The 16884-nt window shown below is 69.1% G+C and carries 13 protein-coding genes; 10 read left to right on the top strand and 3 right to left on the bottom strand.

The genetic code is table 11. From position 1 onward, the window contains the following. Nucleotides 1-14: 14 nt before the first annotated feature. The 10 genes from EL266_RS11805 to EL266_RS11850 all read left to right on the top strand — a co-directional run bounded on the left by EL266_RS11805 (nt 15) and on the right by EL266_RS11850 (nt 13320). Complete coding sequence (locus EL266_RS11805; RefSeq protein WP_084501148.1) at nt 15-1172, top strand: glycosyltransferase; 1158 nt, start codon at nt 15-17, stop codon at nt 1170-1172. An 8-nt stretch (nt 1173-1180) separates the two neighbouring features. Beyond that, a complete protein-coding gene (locus EL266_RS11810; protein ID WP_169719982.1) occupies nt 1181-2539 on the top strand; it encodes a lipopolysaccharide biosynthesis protein in 1359 nt (452 codons plus the stop codon). Nucleotides 2540-2670: 131 nt separating this feature from the next. Continuing rightward, nucleotides 2671-3534: a polysaccharide deacetylase family protein gene (locus EL266_RS11815; RefSeq protein ID WP_026427987.1), complete on the top strand. Its 864-nt coding sequence runs from the start codon at nt 2671-2673 to the stop codon at nt 3532-3534. A gap of 175 nt (nt 3535-3709) precedes the next feature. Next, nucleotides 3710-4384 (top strand): sugar transferase, encoded by a 675-nt coding sequence (locus tag EL266_RS11820; RefSeq protein ID WP_084501150.1) that lies wholly within the window; start codon nt 3710-3712, stop codon nt 4382-4384. Further along, complete coding sequence (locus tag EL266_RS11825) at nt 4381-5628, top strand: ATP-grasp domain-containing protein (RefSeq protein ID WP_051281436.1); 1248 nt, start codon at nt 4381-4383, stop codon at nt 5626-5628. Before EL266_RS11820 ends, EL266_RS11825 begins: the two co-directional genes overlap by 4 nt. Beyond that, nucleotides 5625-6911 carry an ATP-grasp domain-containing protein gene (locus tag EL266_RS11830; RefSeq protein ID WP_051281437.1) on the top strand — a complete coding sequence of 429 codons (1287 nt, stop codon included), beginning with the start codon at nt 5625-5627 and terminating at the stop codon, nt 6909-6911. The genes EL266_RS11825 and EL266_RS11830 overlap by 4 nt, the downstream gene beginning before the upstream one ends. Then, complete coding sequence (locus EL266_RS11835; RefSeq protein WP_026427990.1) at nt 6908-8164, top strand: glycosyltransferase; 1257 nt, start codon at nt 6908-6910, stop codon at nt 8162-8164. Before EL266_RS11830 ends, EL266_RS11835 begins: the two co-directional genes overlap by 4 nt. An 803-nt stretch (nt 8165-8967) precedes the next feature. Further along, on the top strand, nt 8968-10803 hold the full coding sequence (locus tag EL266_RS11840) for a nucleoside-diphosphate sugar epimerase/dehydratase (RefSeq protein ID WP_051281438.1): 1836 nt from the start codon (nt 8968-8970) through the stop codon (nt 10801-10803). Beyond that, nucleotides 10800-11981 carry a DegT/DnrJ/EryC1/StrS family aminotransferase gene (locus EL266_RS11845; protein ID WP_034515652.1) on the top strand — a complete coding sequence of 394 codons (1182 nt, stop codon included), beginning with the start codon at nt 10800-10802 and terminating at the stop codon, nt 11979-11981. The genes EL266_RS11840 and EL266_RS11845 overlap by 4 nt, the downstream gene beginning before the upstream one ends. Before the next feature lie 43 nt (nt 11982-12024). Continuing rightward, nucleotides 12025-13320, top strand: a complete 1296-nt coding sequence (locus EL266_RS11850) for a polysaccharide biosynthesis tyrosine autokinase (RefSeq protein ID WP_026427991.1) — start codon at nt 12025-12027, stop codon at nt 13318-13320. A 56-nt stretch (nt 13321-13376) separates the two neighbouring features. Here EL266_RS11850 and EL266_RS11855 read toward each other — a convergent pair whose 3' ends face one another. From EL266_RS11855 to tagD, 3 genes are all read right to left on the bottom strand, one after another. Beyond that, nucleotides 13377-13871: a hypothetical protein gene (locus EL266_RS11855; protein WP_026427992.1), complete on the bottom strand. Its 495-nt coding sequence runs from the start codon at nt 13869-13871 to the stop codon at nt 13377-13379. A gap of 208 nt (nt 13872-14079) precedes the next feature. After that, nucleotides 14080-15795: a citramalate synthase gene (cimA, locus tag EL266_RS11860; RefSeq protein WP_026427993.1), complete on the bottom strand. Its 1716-nt coding sequence runs from the start codon at nt 15793-15795 to the stop codon at nt 14080-14082. Between the two features lie 312 nt (nt 15796-16107). Next, nucleotides 16108-16503 (bottom strand): glycerol-3-phosphate cytidylyltransferase, encoded by a 396-nt coding sequence (gene tagD, locus EL266_RS11865; protein ID WP_026427994.1) that lies wholly within the window; start codon nt 16501-16503, stop codon nt 16108-16110. Between the last annotated feature and the right edge of the window lie 381 nt (nt 16504-16884).

Below are 16884 nucleotides of genomic sequence, written 5' to 3' on the forward strand. Positions count from 1 at the left end.
ACACGAGGAGGACCATGGACACCGCGGCACAACGCGCGCAAGCGGCTAGCACGCCGAGCCCCGCATCACCCGGCCAGCCCCGACCCGCCATCCTGGTGGGCGGCATGACCGCCAATGCGGGGGGCAAGGAGGCCTTCATCCTCTCGGCCTTCCACCTGCTGAGGGACCGCTACCAGGTCACCTTCCTCATCGACCGGCCGACCATCGCCCACCAGGACGAGCTCGTGGCCGCGGGGGCGCGCATCGTGCGCGTCCCCTCGCGCCGGGAGCACCCACTGGCCTTCCTGCGCGAGGTGCGGGCCACGGTGCGCCAGGGCCGCTTCCACGCCGTCTGGCTCCACCAGACCGTGGTCAACACCCTGGAGCCGCTGGTCCTCGCGCGCCTGGCCGGGGTGCCGGTGCGGATCCTGCACTCGCACTCCTCCGCCAACATGTCCGGCCGACTGTCAGGGATCCTCCACCGCCTCCAGCGGCCACTGGTGCGCCTGTGCGCCAACCGCCGCTACGCCTGCTCCGCGGAGGCGGCCCAGTGGATGTTCGGCAGGGCGTCGTGGACCTTCGTGCCCAATGTCTTCCATGCCGCGGCCTTCAGCTTCGACGCCGAGCGCCGCGCCTCGATGCGGGCCGCCCTGGGCCTGGCGCCCTCGACCACGGCCATCATCCATGTGGCCAGGCTGGGGCCGGCCAAGAACCATGTCTTCGACCTGGGGATCATGTCCGAGCTGCGCCGCATGGGGGTCGATGCGCAGCTCCTCCTGTGCGGCGACGGGCCCTACAGGGATGATCTGGTCCAGCGCGTGGAGCGCGCGGGCCTGTCCGACTGCGTGACCTTCCTGGGGGCCCGCTCCGATGTCCCCGACCTGCTGCATGCCGCCGATGCCATGATCCTCCCCTCGACCTTCGAGGGCCTGCCCTACACGGCCCTGGAGGCCCAGGCCGCGGGCCTTCCCCTGCTCATGTCCCAGGCGGTCAGCGCCAGTGCGCGCGTGGGCGGGACCGTCGAGGTCCTCGACCTGGCCGAGGGACCGGGCCCCTGGGCCCAGCGCATCGCCGCGCTGGCGGCCTGCGGCGCCCCGCGCGGCGGCAATGCCGTCGAGGGATCGCCCTTCGACGCGGCGGTGGCCGGACCCCGGTTCGCCGAACTGCTCGATGAGGGGACGGCCACTTCCTGATGGGCTCGGTGTGGACCTTCATCAAGAACTCCGGGATCTTCGTTCTGGGGTCGGTGCTCTCAAAGCTCATCGCCTTCATCATGCTGCCGCTGTACACGGCGGTGGTCCCACCCACGGACTTCGGTTACTACGACCTGTCAGTGACCTACCTGACCGTGATCTGCGAGTCCCTGTTCCTCAACATCTGGGTGGTCATCCTGCGCCGGATGTACAAGGGCAACGGGCAGGAGGCCCGGGCGCTGCAGGCGGGCTCCCTCATCTTCCTGGGCTCGACGGCGGTCTATGCGCTGGTTCTGGCCGTCCTGGCGCTGAGCGTGGAGATCCGCCACCTGTGGCTCATCGCCCTGCTGGGGATCGTCCAGAGCATCAACTACGTCTACAAGCACGCCTGCCGCGGAATGCGGCGCAACTGGGATTACGCCGTCTCCGGGGTGGTCGCCTCCCTGGTCATGATGGGGATGAATGTTCTTCTCCTGGTGGGCCTGGGATGGGACTTCCGCGCGCTGTACGTGTCCACCATCGCCGCCTTCCTGTGTGAGATCGTCTATATCGAGGCCAGGGTGGGGGTGGCCCATGTGATGGCCTCATCCCCCTGGGGCCGCGCCGTCCCGGCGCTGGCCCGCACCATGCTCGCCCTGGCGATCCCCGTCGGGCTCAACGCCCTGGTCTACTGGACGATCAACTCCCTGAACCGGGCTGTGGTGGGAGCGGTGATGGACCTGTCGCATAACGGCCTGTTCGCCATCGCCATGCGCTTCGGAGCGGTGATGATGCTGGTCATCATGGCCATGACCTACGCCTGGCAGGACCTGGCCTTCGAGCGGGGCAGGGAGCACGCCCGATTCTTCGGGCGCGCCTCCGCGGCCTATGGCGCGGCGCTGCTGGTGGGCCTGGCCCTGCTCATCCCCGTGCTCAAACTGGTCTTCCCCTGGGCGATCGACGCCCAGTACGCCGGGGCACTGGCGGTCATTCCCTTCGCCCTGGCGGTCTCCACCCTCTCGGGCTACTCGAACTTCCTGGTCAACATCTTCTACGCCATCGACAAGAACACCGACACGCTGTGGGCCATCGGCATCGCCGGGCTGGTCAACGTGGCCTGCGTGTTCCCCATGGTCCACTACTGGGGCCTAATCGGGGCCTGCACCTCGACCATCCTGGGATACAGCGCCGGCATCGCCTACATGCTGCGGCGGCTGCGCACGGAGATCGACATGAGGGTGGATCCCCGAGGGCCGCTCGCCGCCCTGGGCGTGGTGGCTCTGGCCATGCTCTCCTTCCAGCTCGGCTCCGCGCTGGTCAACGCCCTGGTGGCGCTGGCGATCATGGCCCTGGCCGGGGCGGGGGCGCTGCGACTGCGCCGTCGGTGATCCGATCCCTGCGGGGCACGGGAGGAGGAGTCGCGGGTCAGCCCCGTCCTGACGGAGGATGCTGACGGCGCCCCACTGCTGCGATCCTTCAACCGCTACCACTGACTCGACCGTCTCCAGGAGGACCCGCCGTGCAACGCCGTGACTTCATGCTCTCATTGGCCGTGGGCACGGCCTCACTGATGGCTGGATGCTCGGCTCAGCGCGCCTCGGCCCCACCGGCCTCCTCCCCGGCGGCCTCGCCCTCAGCGCCGGTCGCCTCAGCGGCGGCCTCGCCGTCGGCCCCTCCCTCCCCCTCGCCCTCGCTGAGCCCCCTGCACCTGCAGGACGGCCCTCCCTCGCTGCCGGCCCCCACCGCGCCGGACTCGGTCATCCTGGGCCTGCCCGAGGGCGTCGGCAATGTCCTGGCCCTGACCGTGGACGACGGCGCCGATCCCGCGGTTGTCGATGCCTACGCGGATTTCGCCAAGGACTCCGGGGTGCGGCTGACCTTCTTCATCAATTCCATGTATCCCTCCTGGACCGACAGCCGCGACAAGCTCCTGCCGCTGGTGGAGTCCGGCCAGGTGCAGATGGCCAACCACACCCACAGCCATGCGGCTCTGACCTCGCTGTCCCCGGCAGGGATCGTTGAGGAGCTGTCCCAGTGCGAGTCATTCCTCAACAGCACCTACGGGGTGACGGGGGCGCCCTTCGTGCGACCGCCCTACGGATATCGCGATGAGTCCACGGATGCCGCCTGCGCGCAGATCGGATACAGCACCTCGGTGATGTGGTACGGCTCTCTTGGCGACTCTGGACTGCTGCCCCCCGAGGTGCTCCTGGGCGAGGCCGATAAGTGGCTCGAGGCCCAGCGCATCGTCCTGGGTCATGCCAATGCTCCCACCGTCACCCAGCTCTACGGCCAGATCATCGACATCCTGCGCGAGCGCTCCTTGCTGACGGCCACGCTCGACGACGTCTACTTCGGTCCGGGGCACACGCGCAGCATCTGATCCGCTCGCTCCCCGGATTCTTCCAGGATCGGGGCGGAGCCTTCCGTGTACACTCACAATGAATTGTCACGGGACGGTCACGCCCCGGGAGCCCTCCACCCGCATCCGGTCGCGTCACCGGGACGGATCGGCCGCGGCACCGGAGCGCGGATCGCGTATGAGGAAGAGGCGAGCGATGAGCACCGGCCAAGCGCTGTCGGAACCGATCGAAGTCACCGAGCCCACCCCCCAGTGGACGGTTCCGGACTCCTTCTACGCGCGCTATGGAAAGCGCGCCGTCGACGTGGCCGCCGCCGCCCTGGCGATGCCCGTGCTCGGGGCCCTGACCCTGGGAGTCGGCGCCGCTATCGCCCTGGACGACGGCGGGCCGGTGTTCTTCCGCCAGAAGCGCTGGGGCCGGCGGGGCAGGGCCTTCGACATCATGAAATTCCGCTCCATGTCCGTGGGCGCGCGCGATCTGCGAAACGCCGATTCCTCGACCGTGGCCAGCCGCTCGGATTCGCGGGTCACCCGCGTGGGGAGGGTTCTGCGCCAGACCTCCCTCGATGAGATCCCCCAGTTCATCAATGTCCTCAAGGGTGAGATGAGCCTGATCGGCCCGCGCCCCAATCTGGCGACCAAGCCCCTTGAGCGCATGGGGGCCGATGAGCGCCGGCGCCTGTCCGTGCGCCCGGGGATCACGGGGTACAACCAGGCCTTCTACCGCAACTCCTCAACCCTGGAGGAGCGCTACGCCGCCGACTGCTACTACGTGGACAACCTGAGCCTGGCCCTGGACCTGCGGATCGTGCTGCGCACCATCCGCACCGTCCTGGCCCGCGAGGAGATCTACACCCAGGAGAGCCGATGACCCGCCCCACCCCGCCCGCTCCCTCATCCCAGACCCCCGGCGAGGGCGGCACCGCCGCCGCGCCCACCGTCCTCATCCTGGGCGCCTCGAGGCTCCAGGTCCCCATGATCCGCCGGGCGCGCGAGATGGGCATGCGCACCATCGCGGTGGACCTGGATCCCACGGCGCCCGGGGCCGAGCTGGCCGACGAGTTCCATGTGGTGTCCACCAATGACATCCCCGGGGTCGTCGAGCTGGCCCGCTCCAAGAGGGTCGACGGCGTGACCACGGTGGGCACCGACATGCCGGTGCGGTCCATCGCCGCGGCAGCCGAGCAGCTGGGCCTGGTGGGCCCCAGCACGCGCACGGCCAGGATCTGCACGGACAAGGCAGAGATGGCGCAGGCCTTCGCCGAGGCCGGGCTCCCCCACCCCCGGTTCGAGACGGTCTCCAGCCTGGAGCAGGCCGAGCAGGCGGTGGCGAGCATCGGGCTTCCCTGCATTCTCAAGCCCCTGGACTCCTCGGGCAGCCGGGGAGTCATCCAGCTCGACGACGCCTCCGGGCTGCCCGCCGCCTTCGACTACGCCGCCTCCTCCTCGCGCTCCGGGCAGATCCTGGTCGAGGAGCTGCTCGTGGGGCCGGAGATCAGCTGTGAGGCCCTGGCCGTTGACGGCCATTGCCATCTGCTCGCCATCACGGACAAGGCCACCACGGGCGCCCCCCACTTCATCGAGACCGGCCACACCCAGCCCGCTCCTCTTGAGGCGGCCACCAAGCAGGCAGTCCGGGACCTGGTGGCCAGGACGCTGACGGCCATGGGGGTGACCGACGGCCCGGCCCATGTCGAGATCATCCTCACGGCCACCGGGCCCCGCCTGGTCGAGCTGGGCGCCCGCATGGCCGGGGACTTCGTCTCCTCCCACCTGGTGCCCCTGTCCACCGGGGTGGACTTCATCGGCCTGGTCCTCGCGCAGGCCTGCGGGCTCGCCATCGAGCCGCCCGCGCCTGAGCCGCGGGCCGGCGCGATCCGCTTCTTGAAGGCCCGGGCCGGCACACTGCGGGCCATCAGCGGCGTCGAGCGCGCCCGAGCGCTTCCCGGTGTCCAGGAGGTCATCATCCTGGCCGAGCCGGGACAGGCCCTGACCGGCCTGCACTCCAGCCTTGACCGCCTGGGCGTCATCATCGCCCGGGGCTCCGACCATGACGAGGCCGCGCGCATCTGCCAGGCGGCCCACGATCTCATCACCGTGGAGGTACAGCCATGACCGCCGACCACCAGCACTCCGCCCAGCCGGAATCGGCCGAGCTGCCCGCTGCGGGCAGGCGAGTCCTCATCATCGGCGCGGGCCGTGGGCAGCTGGGCCTGATCCGGGCCGTCAAGCGCCTGGGCGCCACCGCCGTGGTGGCCTCCCGCACCCAGCCGCGTCCCCCCGGACTCGACCTGGCCGACGAGGTCGCCGAGGCGGACATCCTCTCCCCCGATGAGGTCGTGGCCGCCGCCCGCCGCGCGGGCGTGGACGCGGTGGCCACCAGCTGCCTGGACACGGGGCTCGAGGCCCTGGGCGCCGTCGCCGATACCCTGGGCCTGCGGGGCATCTCCCGGCAGACCGCCCGCCTGTGCGCCGACAAGCTGGAGATGAAGCTGCGCCTGGCCCAGGCCGGGGTGCCCACGGCGAACTACGTTCCCGTCTCCCACGCCGATGAGGTGGTCCCCGCCCTGGAGCGCACCGGTCTTCCGGCCGTGGTCAAGGCGACCGACCTGCAGGGATCCAGCGGGGTCTACATGGTGGACACCGCCGAGCAGGCCCAGGAGGCCTACAGCAGGGCAGCGGCGCTGAGCCGCGGAGGCAAGGTCATCATCGAGCGCTTCCTGGACGGGCGTGAGTTCGGCGCCCAGGCACTGATCCACGACGGCCAGATCCTCCACATCACGGTTCACGGCGATGACCTGGCCGAGGGCGACGTGCCAGTGCCCGTGGGCCACCACGTGCCCATGGAGGCCGCCCCCGGGCTCCTGGCCCAGGCCGAGGAGGTCATCGCCGCGGCCATCGGCGCCCTGGATCTGCGCGACTGCGCCGTCAACGTCGACCTCATGGAGTGCGACGGCGTCGTGCACATCATCGAGCTGACGGGGCGCGCCGGGGCCAACGGCCTGCCCGAGCTCATGAGCACGATCTACGGGCTGGACTACTACGAGATGGTGGCCCGTGAGGCCCTCGATCTCGACGTGGTGGAGACCTGGCAGTCGCGCTCCCCCTGGGATGGGGCGGCCATGTCCCTCATGCTCGCCGAGCCCCAGGCGCACGGGATCATCACCTCCATCTCCACCCCCGAGCAGACCCCGCCGTGGCTGACCGATCTGCAGATCTTCAAGAGGGTCGGCGATGCCCTGGAGGGCTTCTCCTCCTCCAATGACTGCACCGGGCAGGTGGTGGTCCGCGCCTCCAGCGTCCAGGAGTGCCGGCAGCGCGCGGCGCAGATCGCCGCGCTCATCAGCGTTGAGACCTCGGCCGATCCCGCTCGGGGCGCTCAGGGGACTCAGCGATGAGGCGCCTGGTCCTGCTGGCCAACGCCTTCCCCTACGGGACCTGGGAGACCTTCCTGGAGACCGAGCTGACGTACTTCGACCAGGTCGACCGGGTCGATGTCATGTCGCTGTCGGTGCGCCAGGAGCAGCGGCGCACCCGGAGGGACCTGCCGCTGGAGACGATGCTGGCCCACCCCATCGCCTTCCGCTCCCGCCTGTTCTACCTCCTGGGCTCGCTGCGGGCGCTGGGGGACGCCAATCTCTACCGCGAGCTGAGGAGCCTGGTCCACCGCGGCCGGCTCAGCCCCTCCCGGCTGGTCACGCTCTTCGTCTTCCTGAGCCGGACCCATCACGAGGCGGCTCAGTGCCGGCGGATCCTCGCCGACCAGGGGGCCTCGCCGCGCGACTCCATCGTCTTCTACTCCTACCGGTTCAACTACCAGCCCTACCTGGCATGGCTTCTGCGGCGCCACTACCCGAACTCGGTGTCCATCGCCCGAGCCCACCGCGCGGACCTCTACGAGGAGCTGGCGCCCACCGGCTACCTGCCACTGCGCGAGCACACCATTGAGCACCTGGACCGCATCTACTGCATCGCCGACCACGGCCGGGACTACCTGACCGAGCGCTTCGCGGCCGCTCGGGACAAGACGGTGGTCTCACGCCTGGGCACCACCGACCACGGGGTGGCCCAGCGCTGGCCCGAGCGCCGGCCCCTGAGACTGGTCAGCTGCTCGACCATCACCCCGGTCAAGCGCCTGAGCCTGCTGCTGAGCGCCCTTGCCAAGGCGCAGCGCCCCATCGAGTGGGAGCACTTCGGCGAGGGGGTCCTGCGTGAGCAGCTCGAGGAGCAGGCAGCCGCACTGGGCCGCGGACCGGTGCGGCTCACGCTCCGCGGCTTCGTGTCCAACACGGACCTGGTCAAGGACTACGCCAGCAGCGCGCGCCATGTTCTGGTCAATGTCTCCTCCTCCGAGGGCGTGCCGGTGTCCATCATGGAGGCCATGTCCACCGGCATCCCAGTGATCGCCACGGATGTGGGCGGCACCAAGGAGATCGTGTCCACCGGGGTCAATGGCATCCTGCTGCCGCCCGACCCCTCCCCCGACCAGGTCCTCGCCGCGGTGGAGTCTGTGGCCTCGATGGATGAGGATGACTACGCCGCCTTGCGCCGAGGGGCGCGCCGCACGTGGGAGGAGCGCTGCGACGCTCAAAGGCTTTACACAGGATTTGCCGCCGAGGTGACCTCGCTCTTTCCCACGACAACACCCTGAGAAGCATTCGGCGCTCTTCGTGGAAATCTACAGAATGACTGGGGGATTTTCTGTCCTGAGCACAGCATCGCCCGTCTCGCCGCATTCAGATCGAGCCACAGCGGTCGAATTGCCTGAGCGGGGCTCGCGCAGCTCGCGGGTGACATGACCGCAACATCGAAGCCTTCGGGCGCGCACTTTATGGGCATTTCCCGAATTTTACCTTAACGTACGCCGATAACGATCGACGGGCATCCACTCGACAGGGCGAGCCGATCACACTTATGCACACTCATTGTGGCGATTCCTGCACGAACCGCCATCACTGCCTGCACGAAACACACAACCCAGGCCCAGGTTCCACGGCTCAGGACACAGATCCTCAACCCCGGAACCGCACCCCGGCCGCCCCTCCAACCAGCGCTCCGGTCCATATCAACCGCAGCGGAGGGCGACCCGCGACTACAAGGAAATGTGCAGGAAGTCAGCAGGCAATACACAGGTTTGCTTTTCGTCGGCACATGCGTGCGGTTTCTCACTCAACCACATCCACCCCGGGCTCAACCTGCCATTTCAGGCATATGCGGGAGAGTCGACCCTCCGCTCCCGCGGACTGTGCACCAACAGGCCTATCAGGTCCCTCATAGGATGTGTCATAGTAATACGGTTGTTACCGCCCTCTTGTGTTCCTGCGCGCGTGACCGGGCCGAGCCGCAGCACCTGCTGTCCCCCACTCTTTGCCTGCAGCGCCCGCAGAGCACAGGAGAGCAACCCCGCAGGGCCGCCGTCGGGCGACCTGAGAGCTGAAAGCGAGAAAGCAGCAGATGAGAGTCAGCAGGCGTAAGGCCGCGGCCGCACTCACGGCCGATACCCTGGGCTGGCTGGTCGCCACGCTCATGGTGCACGCACTGGCGGACAGCGGGTCGTTACTGGCCCTGGCCGGCCTGGGAGTCTTCCTGCTCGTCGCCGTCAGCACCAACGCCCTCCTGGGCACGCTGGTCCTCCTGACCTACCGACGACGCTTCCGCACCTCCTCCTTCGAGGAGGTCTCCACCCTGGCCGCCCAGTACGCCCTGTCCACCCTGGCCGGCGCACTTGCCGTGGCCGCCTGGGCCGCGCTGACCGGCGGCACCGTCTCCATCCTGGGCCTGACGCTCATCCCCTTCCTGGCCCTCGCCATCGGCCTGCTGCTCCGCTTCGCCCTGCGGGCTCAGCGCACCTACGTCAAGGCCCGCGCCTACCAGCGCTCGGCCAAGGACCGGGACCGGGTCATCATCCTGGGCGCCGGCGAGGTGGGCAACCAGGTGGTCCGCCTGACCAAGGACGACGCCGCCTCGCCCTTCCTGCCCGTGGGCCTCCTCGACGACGACGAGACCAAGAAGTTCCTGCGCCTCCAGGGCGTGCCGGTCATGGGCACCGTGGACACCGTCGTGGAGTGCTGCCAGCGCGAGGACGTGCGCACGGTCATCATCGCCATCGCCGACCTGCCCACGGATCGTCTCAAGCAGATCACCCAGGACTGCGCCCAGGCCGGGATCAAGACGATGACCATCGTTCCGGTGCGCGAGATCGCCCGCAAGAGCCTGCAGTTCTCGGACATCAAGGACATCGACCTGGCCGACGTCCTGGGCCGGCGCGAGGTCAACACGGATCTATCGCGCATCAGCGAGTACATCACCGGGCGCTGCGTGCTGGTCACCGGTGCCGGGGGCTCCATCGGCTCGGAGATCGCCCGCCAGCTCCACCGCCTGGCCCCGCGCGAGCTGGTACTGCTCGATCGCGATGAGTCCTCGCTGCACTCCATTCAGCTGGGCATCTACAACAAGGGCCTGCTCGACACCCGGGACATGGTGCTGTGCGACATCCGGGACAAGGACGCCCTGCGCAAGGTCTTCCGCGAGCACCGCCCCGATGTGGTCTTCCACGCCGCGGCGCTCAAGCACCTGCCTCTGCTGGAGCAGTACCCCGAGGAGGGATGGAAGACCAACGTCATCGGCACCAAGAACGTCCTGGAGCTGTCCAGGGAGTTCGCCGTGTCCACCCTGGTCAACGTCTCCACGGACAAGGCCGCCGACCCCGCCTCGGTGCTGGGCCGCACCAAGCACCTGGCCGAGCAGATGACCACCAGTCTGGCCCTGGAGCACAACCTGCGCTTCGTCTCAGTGCGCTTCGGCAACGTCCTGGGATCGCGCGGCTCGATGCTGTGGACCTTCAAGCACCAGATCGATGCCGGAGGACCGGTGACCGTCACCGATCCGGATGTGCAGCGCTATTTCATGACCATTCCCGAGGCCTGCGAGCTGGTCCTCCAGGCCGGCGCCATCGGCCGCCCCGGGGACACCATGGTGCTGGACATGGGCGATCCGGTGCGCATCGTCGACGTCGCCCGCCGCCTCATCGCCCAGTCGGGGCAGGACATCACGATCGAGTTCACCGGGCTGCGCTACGGCGAGAAGCTCTCCGAGGACCTCATCGCCTCCAATGAGGACGACGAGCGCCCCTTCCACCACCTCATCAGCCACGTGCAGGTGGAATCGGTGTCCCCCAGCAGCATCGAGGGACTGCGCACCTGGACCCTGGACGGCTACCGCCCCCGCGCCAAGGACCCCGAGCGATCCTCCGCCCCGATGGTCACGCGCGAGAAGCAGGCGATCCGATGATCCCCTTCTCCCCGCCCAGCATCACCGAGGAGGACATCGAGGCGGTCGTGGAGGTCCTGCGCTCGGGCTGGATCACCACCGGCCCGGTGGGACAGCGATTCGAGCAGGCCCTGGCCGCCTACTGCGGCACCGAGCGCGTCGTCGCCCTCAACTCCGCCACGGCCGCCCTGGAGCTGGCCCTGCGCGCGGTGGGGGCGGGGCCCGGGGACGAGGTCATCGTCCCGGCCTACACCTACACCGCCAGTGCCTCGGTCATCGACCATGTGGGCGCGACCATCGTCATGGTGGACACCGAGCCGGGCGCGCCCATCCCCTCCCCGGAGCGGATCGCCGCCGCCGTGACGCAGCGCACCCGGGCCATCATCACCGTGGACCTGGCCGGCATCCCCTACGACTCACGGCCCCTGCACGATCTGCTGGCCGGCCGGGGACGGATCGATGAGGGCCTGCCCCATGCCCTGGGCCGCCCCGCCATCATCTCCGACGCCGCCCACTCCCTGGGCGCACGGCTCGCCGACCTGGCCAGCGGGCAGATCGCGGACATGACGGCCTTCTCCTTCCACGCGGTCAAGAACCTGACCACCGCCGAGGGCGGGGCCCTGACCTGGCGGGCGGACCTGCCCGTGGACCATGACGAGCTGGCCCGCAGCATCCGCGTCCTGGCACTGCACGGGCAGACCAAGGACGCCCTGGCCAAGTCCCAGGGCTCATCCTGGGAGTACGACATCGTCTCCCCCGCCTACAAGGCCAATATGCCGGATGTCCTGGCCGCCATCGGGCTGTCCCAACTGGGCCGCTACGAGCAGATCGTCGCCCGGCGCCTGGAGCTGGTGGATCGCTATGCCTCGGGCCTGGAGGGCAGCGGCGTCGAGCTCTTGCACCACAGCGTCCCCGGCCAGCGCTCCAGCGCCCACCTGGCCATCGCCTCACTGCCCGTTGACGGCCCGGCCGAGCGCAACCGGGTGATCCAGGACCTCTATGAGGCCGGGGTCTCCGCCAACGTGCACTACAAGCCCCTGTCCCTGCTCACCGCCTACCGCAACCTCGGCTTCTCCCCTGACCAGCACCCTCACGCCCATGGCTTCTACAGCACTGAGCTGACCCTGCCCCTCCACGTCCTGCTCACTGACCAGGACGTGGACCAGGTGTGCTCCGCGCTGGTTGACGCGCTGGCCTGAGGCCTGAGAGTCTCGGGATGATTCGATCGAATAGGACGGGTACATGGAACTCAGGGATCTGATCGCGCTGATCAAGCGGCGCTGGGGGACGGTGCTGCTGTGCCCCATCGTGGGCCTGCTCATCGCCGCGGGCCTGCTGTGGTTCACGCCGACCACCTACACCGCGACCTCCAGCGCCTACGTGCGAGTCAACGTCGACCCTGCCGCCGGCACCACAACGGCCTACTCCGACGCCGCCGTCCTGGCAGATCGCAAGGTCAAGACCTTCGTCCCGGTCTTCACCTCCGCCAACGTGACCCAGAAGGTCATCGCAGAGCTGGGCGACGAGTTGGAGCTGGACACCACTCCCGAGCGCCTGGCCGAGGACATCGAGGCCACCAATGTGCCCGACTCCTTGACCATCAACGTCACCGTCCGCGCTGATACGAGGGAGCGCGCCACGCGGATCGCTGACGCGGTGGTCACCCATGCCTCCCAGGAGATCCTCGTCCTGGAGGGCGAGACCTCCCCGGCGAACCTGGTGCTCATGTCCTCCGCCGAGATCTCTGAGGTCACCAAGACCCCCTCGCCTGTCAGATACCTGGGGGTCGGACTGCTCGGCGGGCTCCTGGCGGGGCTGACGGGAACGTTCGCCATGTCCGTGCTGGACACCCGCCTGCGCTCCACCGGCGACATCTCCCGTGCCGTGGAGGCGCCCGCACTGGGGGCCCTGCCGGCCAGGGTCTCCTCCCAGAGGCAGGCCCTGGATCGGATCCGTGCCGAGGTCTTCTACACCGGCGGCCCCCAGGCCGCCCGCACCATCATGGTGACCTCAGCGGTGGAGGATATCGACGTGTGGACGGCGGCCGAGGGCCTGGCCCGCAGCTCGGCCCATGCCGGGCAGCCCACCGTGCTCATCGATGCCCGCCTGCACGCGCCCAGCGCCCCTGGCCAGGCCGGTCTGTCCGAGGTCCTGGCGGGCCGTGCCTCCATGAAGGAGGCGGCCACACGCACGCAGACCCCGGGGCTGCTCCTGGTGGGCACGGGGCGCGCCGCGCGCGATCCCGCCTCGCTGCTCGCCTCCCCGCGCATGGGCGAGCTGCTTGAGGCCGTGGCCAAGAACCATTACGTGGTGCTGGCCGCTCCGGCCCTCCACCCGCGCACCGAGGCGCGCTCGCTGGCTCCGCTCATGGATCGCGTGGTCATCCTGGCCCAGTTCAAGCAGACCACCGCCCAGCAGCTGCGCCGTGCCGTGACCGCCGTCGAGCAGCAGAGCGCGGCCCAGTGCGGCGTGGTCCTGTGCGACACCCCCAGTTCGGCCCTGTCGCGCTTCCGCTACAGCGAGCCCGATGAGGCCTGAGCCCACCCAGGGGCCGGGATCAGCCTGACGGGGACGTTTCCCGCGCCCGGCGGGTCTCAGCCCGCCAGGGCGCCGGTTCCCCGCTCCAGCCACAACAGGGCCAGGCGATGCGGATCAGCCTCCGTCATGATCGCAGCCTCGCTGACCCGGGGAGCGTGCGTGCGCATGGACTCACCCGACTCGGCGCACACCACCACATGCCGCCCAGCGGCCAGGGCCTGGGCCATGACCAGCCGGGTGGCAGCCGTGCCCTCATCCCGCTGATCGCCCCACTGGCACTGGTCAACCAGCACCGTGGCCGCCCACATGAGCTGAGATTCGATGGGGGCCCGCGCATCAAGCTGTCGGATGCGCACATCAACCCCCATCCTGCGCAGGATCCGCGCGGCGCCCATCGCCGCCGAGCCGCATGCGGAGCCGAAGAGGCCATCGTCGGCGACCAGGACGTTGAAGGTGCGCTCGCAGGCCCGCAGGGGCCCGACCCGGGAGGCGGGGCCACCGCAGAGCGTGGGCAGCGCGGAGGCGGCCGAGGGGATGGATGGAGTGCTCATCTCACATCCCGATCCCGGGACGGAGACCATGGGAGCCCGCCGTGGTGGCACCCCTGACCGCGATTGACATATCTACGCTCTACTCGTTCAACGAACAACTGACTGAGGTGAATCGTAGATGAGGATCGACCGCTCCAAGGCCGCCGCGACCTGCTGAGATGCAATCGATACCGGGGAAGGGCCCAGTGCCCGCGCAGGCCGGGCCCTCTCATCGGGGCATGACGCCCCGGCGCAGCAGGCCCACGGAAAGTCCGTCGGTCAGCGCCTCCCAGGATGCCTCGATGATGTCGGTTCCCACGCCCACCGTGGACCAGGTGGAGTGGGAGTCGGCGATCTCGATGAGCACCCTGACGATGGCGCGGGTGCCCCGCTCAGCATCCAGGATGCGCACCTTGTAGTCGGTCAGGACGAAGTCCTCGATCTCCGGGTAGACCTGCGACAGCGCTGCGCACAGGGCATGGTCCAGGGCGTTGACGGGGCCATTGCCCTCCCCCAGCACGGCGAAGCGGCGCCCGCCGGCCCACAGGCGCACGGTGGCCTCGGAGTCGGTGATCGTCTGCCCACTGCTGGGCAGCACCGCCTGGCCGTCCTGGGGCCGTGCGGTGATGGAGGCCCGCCACGACTCCACGCGGAAGAACTCGGGAAGGTCGCCGCGCTGGGAGCGCAGCAGCAGCTCGAAGGAGCCGTCAGCCGCGTCATAGGCGTAGCCGGCGGCCTCCCGCTCCTTGACCACCCGCGCCACCCGGGTCAGCAGGTCGTCGTCGCCGGCCGTCTCGATGCCCAACTCGCGGGCCTTGAGCTCGATGCTGGCCCTGCCGGCCATCTCCGAGACGAGCATCGTCATGGTGTTGCCCACCCGGGCGGGGTCGATGTGCTGGTAGAGGTCGGGGTCCACGCGGATGGCCGAGGCGTGCAGGCCGGCCTTGTGGGCGAAGGCACGCGTGCCCACATAGGGCAGGCGGGCCGACGGCGCACGGTTGGCGATCTCTCCGATGGCCCGGGCGACCGAGGACAGCTCGGTCAGCCGCTGGGCGCGCTCGGCCTCGCCCCCGGGCAGTGCCGCCCAGGGGGTCTTGATCTCCAGGTTGGCGATCACGGTCAGCAGATTGGCGTTGCCGGTGCGCTCCCCCAGGCCGTTGACGCAGCCCTGGACCTGACGCGCCCCGGCCTCGACAGCGGCCAGCGTCCCGGCCACGGCGCAGCCGGCGTCGTCATGGGTGTGGATGCCGACCACGGCCCGGCTGCCCGCCTCATCGAGGGCCCGGCACAGGCGGGAGACTCCTCGCGCGATGCCGTCGGGGAGCGTTCCCCCATTGGTGTCGCAGGCGACGACGGCGACCGCCCCGGCCCGGGCGGCCTCAAGGGCGACCATCAGGGGGTAGGCCGGGCCCTCCTGACCATCGGCGCTGCCCGCCTGGGCCGCATCGGCGTGATCGAGACCGTCGAAGAAGTGCTCCAGGTCGACCATGACCTCCCGGCCGGCGGCCACCAGGTGTCGCACGGTCTCGCCGACCATCCGCAGGTTCTCCTCAGCAGTGGTGCGCAGGGCCTGGGTGACGTGCGAGGGATCGGATTTGGCGACCAGCGTGATGACCGGGGCCCCGCTGTCCAGCAGGGCCCGCACCTGGGGATCCTCATCCGGCTGGCTGCCCGGCTTGCAGGTGGCGCCGAATGCCACGAGGCGAGCATTGACCAGGCTCAGCTCCTGGCGCGCACGGGAGAAGAAGTCAGTGTCCTTGGGAATGGCGCCCGGCCAGCCCGCCTCGATGAACTCCACGCCCAGCAGGTCCAGCAGCCGGCACACCGCCAGCTTGTCCTCAACGGTGAAGGAGATGGACTGCTGCTGGGCGCCGTCGCGAAGAGTCGTGTCGTAGACCTGGACGCGCCCGCTGGTGGTCCTGTGCTCCGTGCTCTGCCCTGGCATGCGCCCATCCCCTGCTCGTGTGCCTGTGCCAACCGCGGGATCCAAGCGACCCCAACGGTCCGGGACAGTCTCGCACAGGTTCACGACGCGTTGTCATCAGGGTCCGCCCTCCAGACACGTCGGGCACCGCTCACAGCACGCAGCGCAGCACTGCGCTCCAGCGCAGCCAACGGGATCGGCCGACCGCGCCCTTGCGGCCCGCGCGGCTCCGACGGCCCGCGGTCAGCGCCCTGGGCATGGCGCTGCGGGAACGGGCGTACCGAGCGGGACGGGACGGACCACCGGGCCTGACGGGCCTCATCCGTCCGGGCCTCACTCGCGCTCCTTCAGACCGGCCTTGATCTGCGTGCTGTCAATCTCAGGAGTGCGCGGCAGGTAGACGACCTCGCATAGGCCCTCGAGCTGGTCGTTGAAGGTGTTGAGCCAGTCATCCCCCATGACGAAGACGTCGATGTCATAGGTGTCTACGTCGGTGCTCTTCTGCCCCCAGGTCTCCTCGGGGACCACGAGGTCGACATAGCGGATGGCCTCGAGCATGGCCTTGCGCTGCTCATAGGTGAAGCTGGAGGTCTTGCCCTTGATGGCGTTGAACTCATCGGTGGACAGGGCGACGACGAGGTAGTCACCCAGGGACTTGGCCCGGCGGAGCAGCTCGATGTGACCGTAGTGCAGCAGGTCGAAGGTGCCGTAGGTGATGACGCGCTTCATCAATGTGTCCTTGGATCAGATCAGAGCGAGGCTTGTGGAATCGCACAAGCATTCGCATTCGAGTGGTGGATGACGTGCGAAGTAGTTGAACGCACATGCACTGAGTCTAGAGATCAAGGAGGCACTATGAAGCCCTTGTTATCGCTTAGACGCCGCACCAGGGCGATGATCACGCCCACACAATCCGCGGATTCCCGGCAAGAACACGGAAATCCCCTCACCGTGATCCCGGCGCTGAAATCTGCTTGAGGCCGACACGTAACCATAAGCAGCTCCATCGATCGTGCCGCGCGATTGCAGGGATATCACGCCCTCCCCCGGTGGTCACGGGAGAGTTGCGAGCGGATGGAGGGGGCCACGACGGTGGAGATAGGTGCTTTC

Origin of the sequence: Actinomyces slackii (assembly GCF_900637295.1) — a bacterium.
Taxonomy (GTDB): domain Bacteria; phylum Actinomycetota; class Actinomycetes; order Actinomycetales; family Actinomycetaceae; genus Actinomyces; species Actinomyces slackii.

Bases quoted from the DNA above. Each gene is read 5' to 3' on its own strand.
- EL266_RS11805 (WP_084501148.1), top strand. From the start codon at position 15: ATGGACACCGCGGCACAACGCGCGCAAGCGGCTAGCACGCCGAGCCCC.
- EL266_RS11820 (WP_084501150.1), top strand. From the start codon at position 3,710: ATGAGCACCGGCCAAGCGCTGTCGGAACCGATCGAAGTCACCGAGCCC.
- EL266_RS11825 (WP_051281436.1), top strand. From the start codon at position 4,381: ATGACCCGCCCCACCCCGCCCGCTCCCTCATCCCAGACCCCCGGCGAG.
- EL266_RS11830 (WP_051281437.1), top strand. From the start codon at position 5,625: ATGACCGCCGACCACCAGCACTCCGCCCAGCCGGAATCGGCCGAGCTG.
- EL266_RS11835 (WP_026427990.1), top strand. From the start codon at position 6,908: ATGAGGCGCCTGGTCCTGCTGGCCAACGCCTTCCCCTACGGGACCTGG.
- EL266_RS11840 (WP_051281438.1), top strand. From the start codon at position 8,968: ATGAGAGTCAGCAGGCGTAAGGCCGCGGCCGCACTCACGGCCGATACC.
- EL266_RS11845 (WP_034515652.1), top strand. From the start codon at position 10,800: ATGATCCCCTTCTCCCCGCCCAGCATCACCGAGGAGGACATCGAGGCG.
- EL266_RS11850 (WP_026427991.1), top strand. From the start codon at position 12,025: ATGGAACTCAGGGATCTGATCGCGCTGATCAAGCGGCGCTGGGGGACG.
- EL266_RS11855 (WP_026427992.1), bottom strand. From the start codon at position 13,871: ATGAGCACTCCATCCATCCCCTCGGCCGCCTCCGCGCTGCCCACGCTC.
- cimA (WP_026427993.1), bottom strand. From the start codon at position 15,795: ATGCCAGGGCAGAGCACGGAGCACAGGACCACCAGCGGGCGCGTCCAG.
- tagD (WP_026427994.1), bottom strand. From the start codon at position 16,503: ATGAAGCGCGTCATCACCTACGGCACCTTCGACCTGCTGCACTACGGT.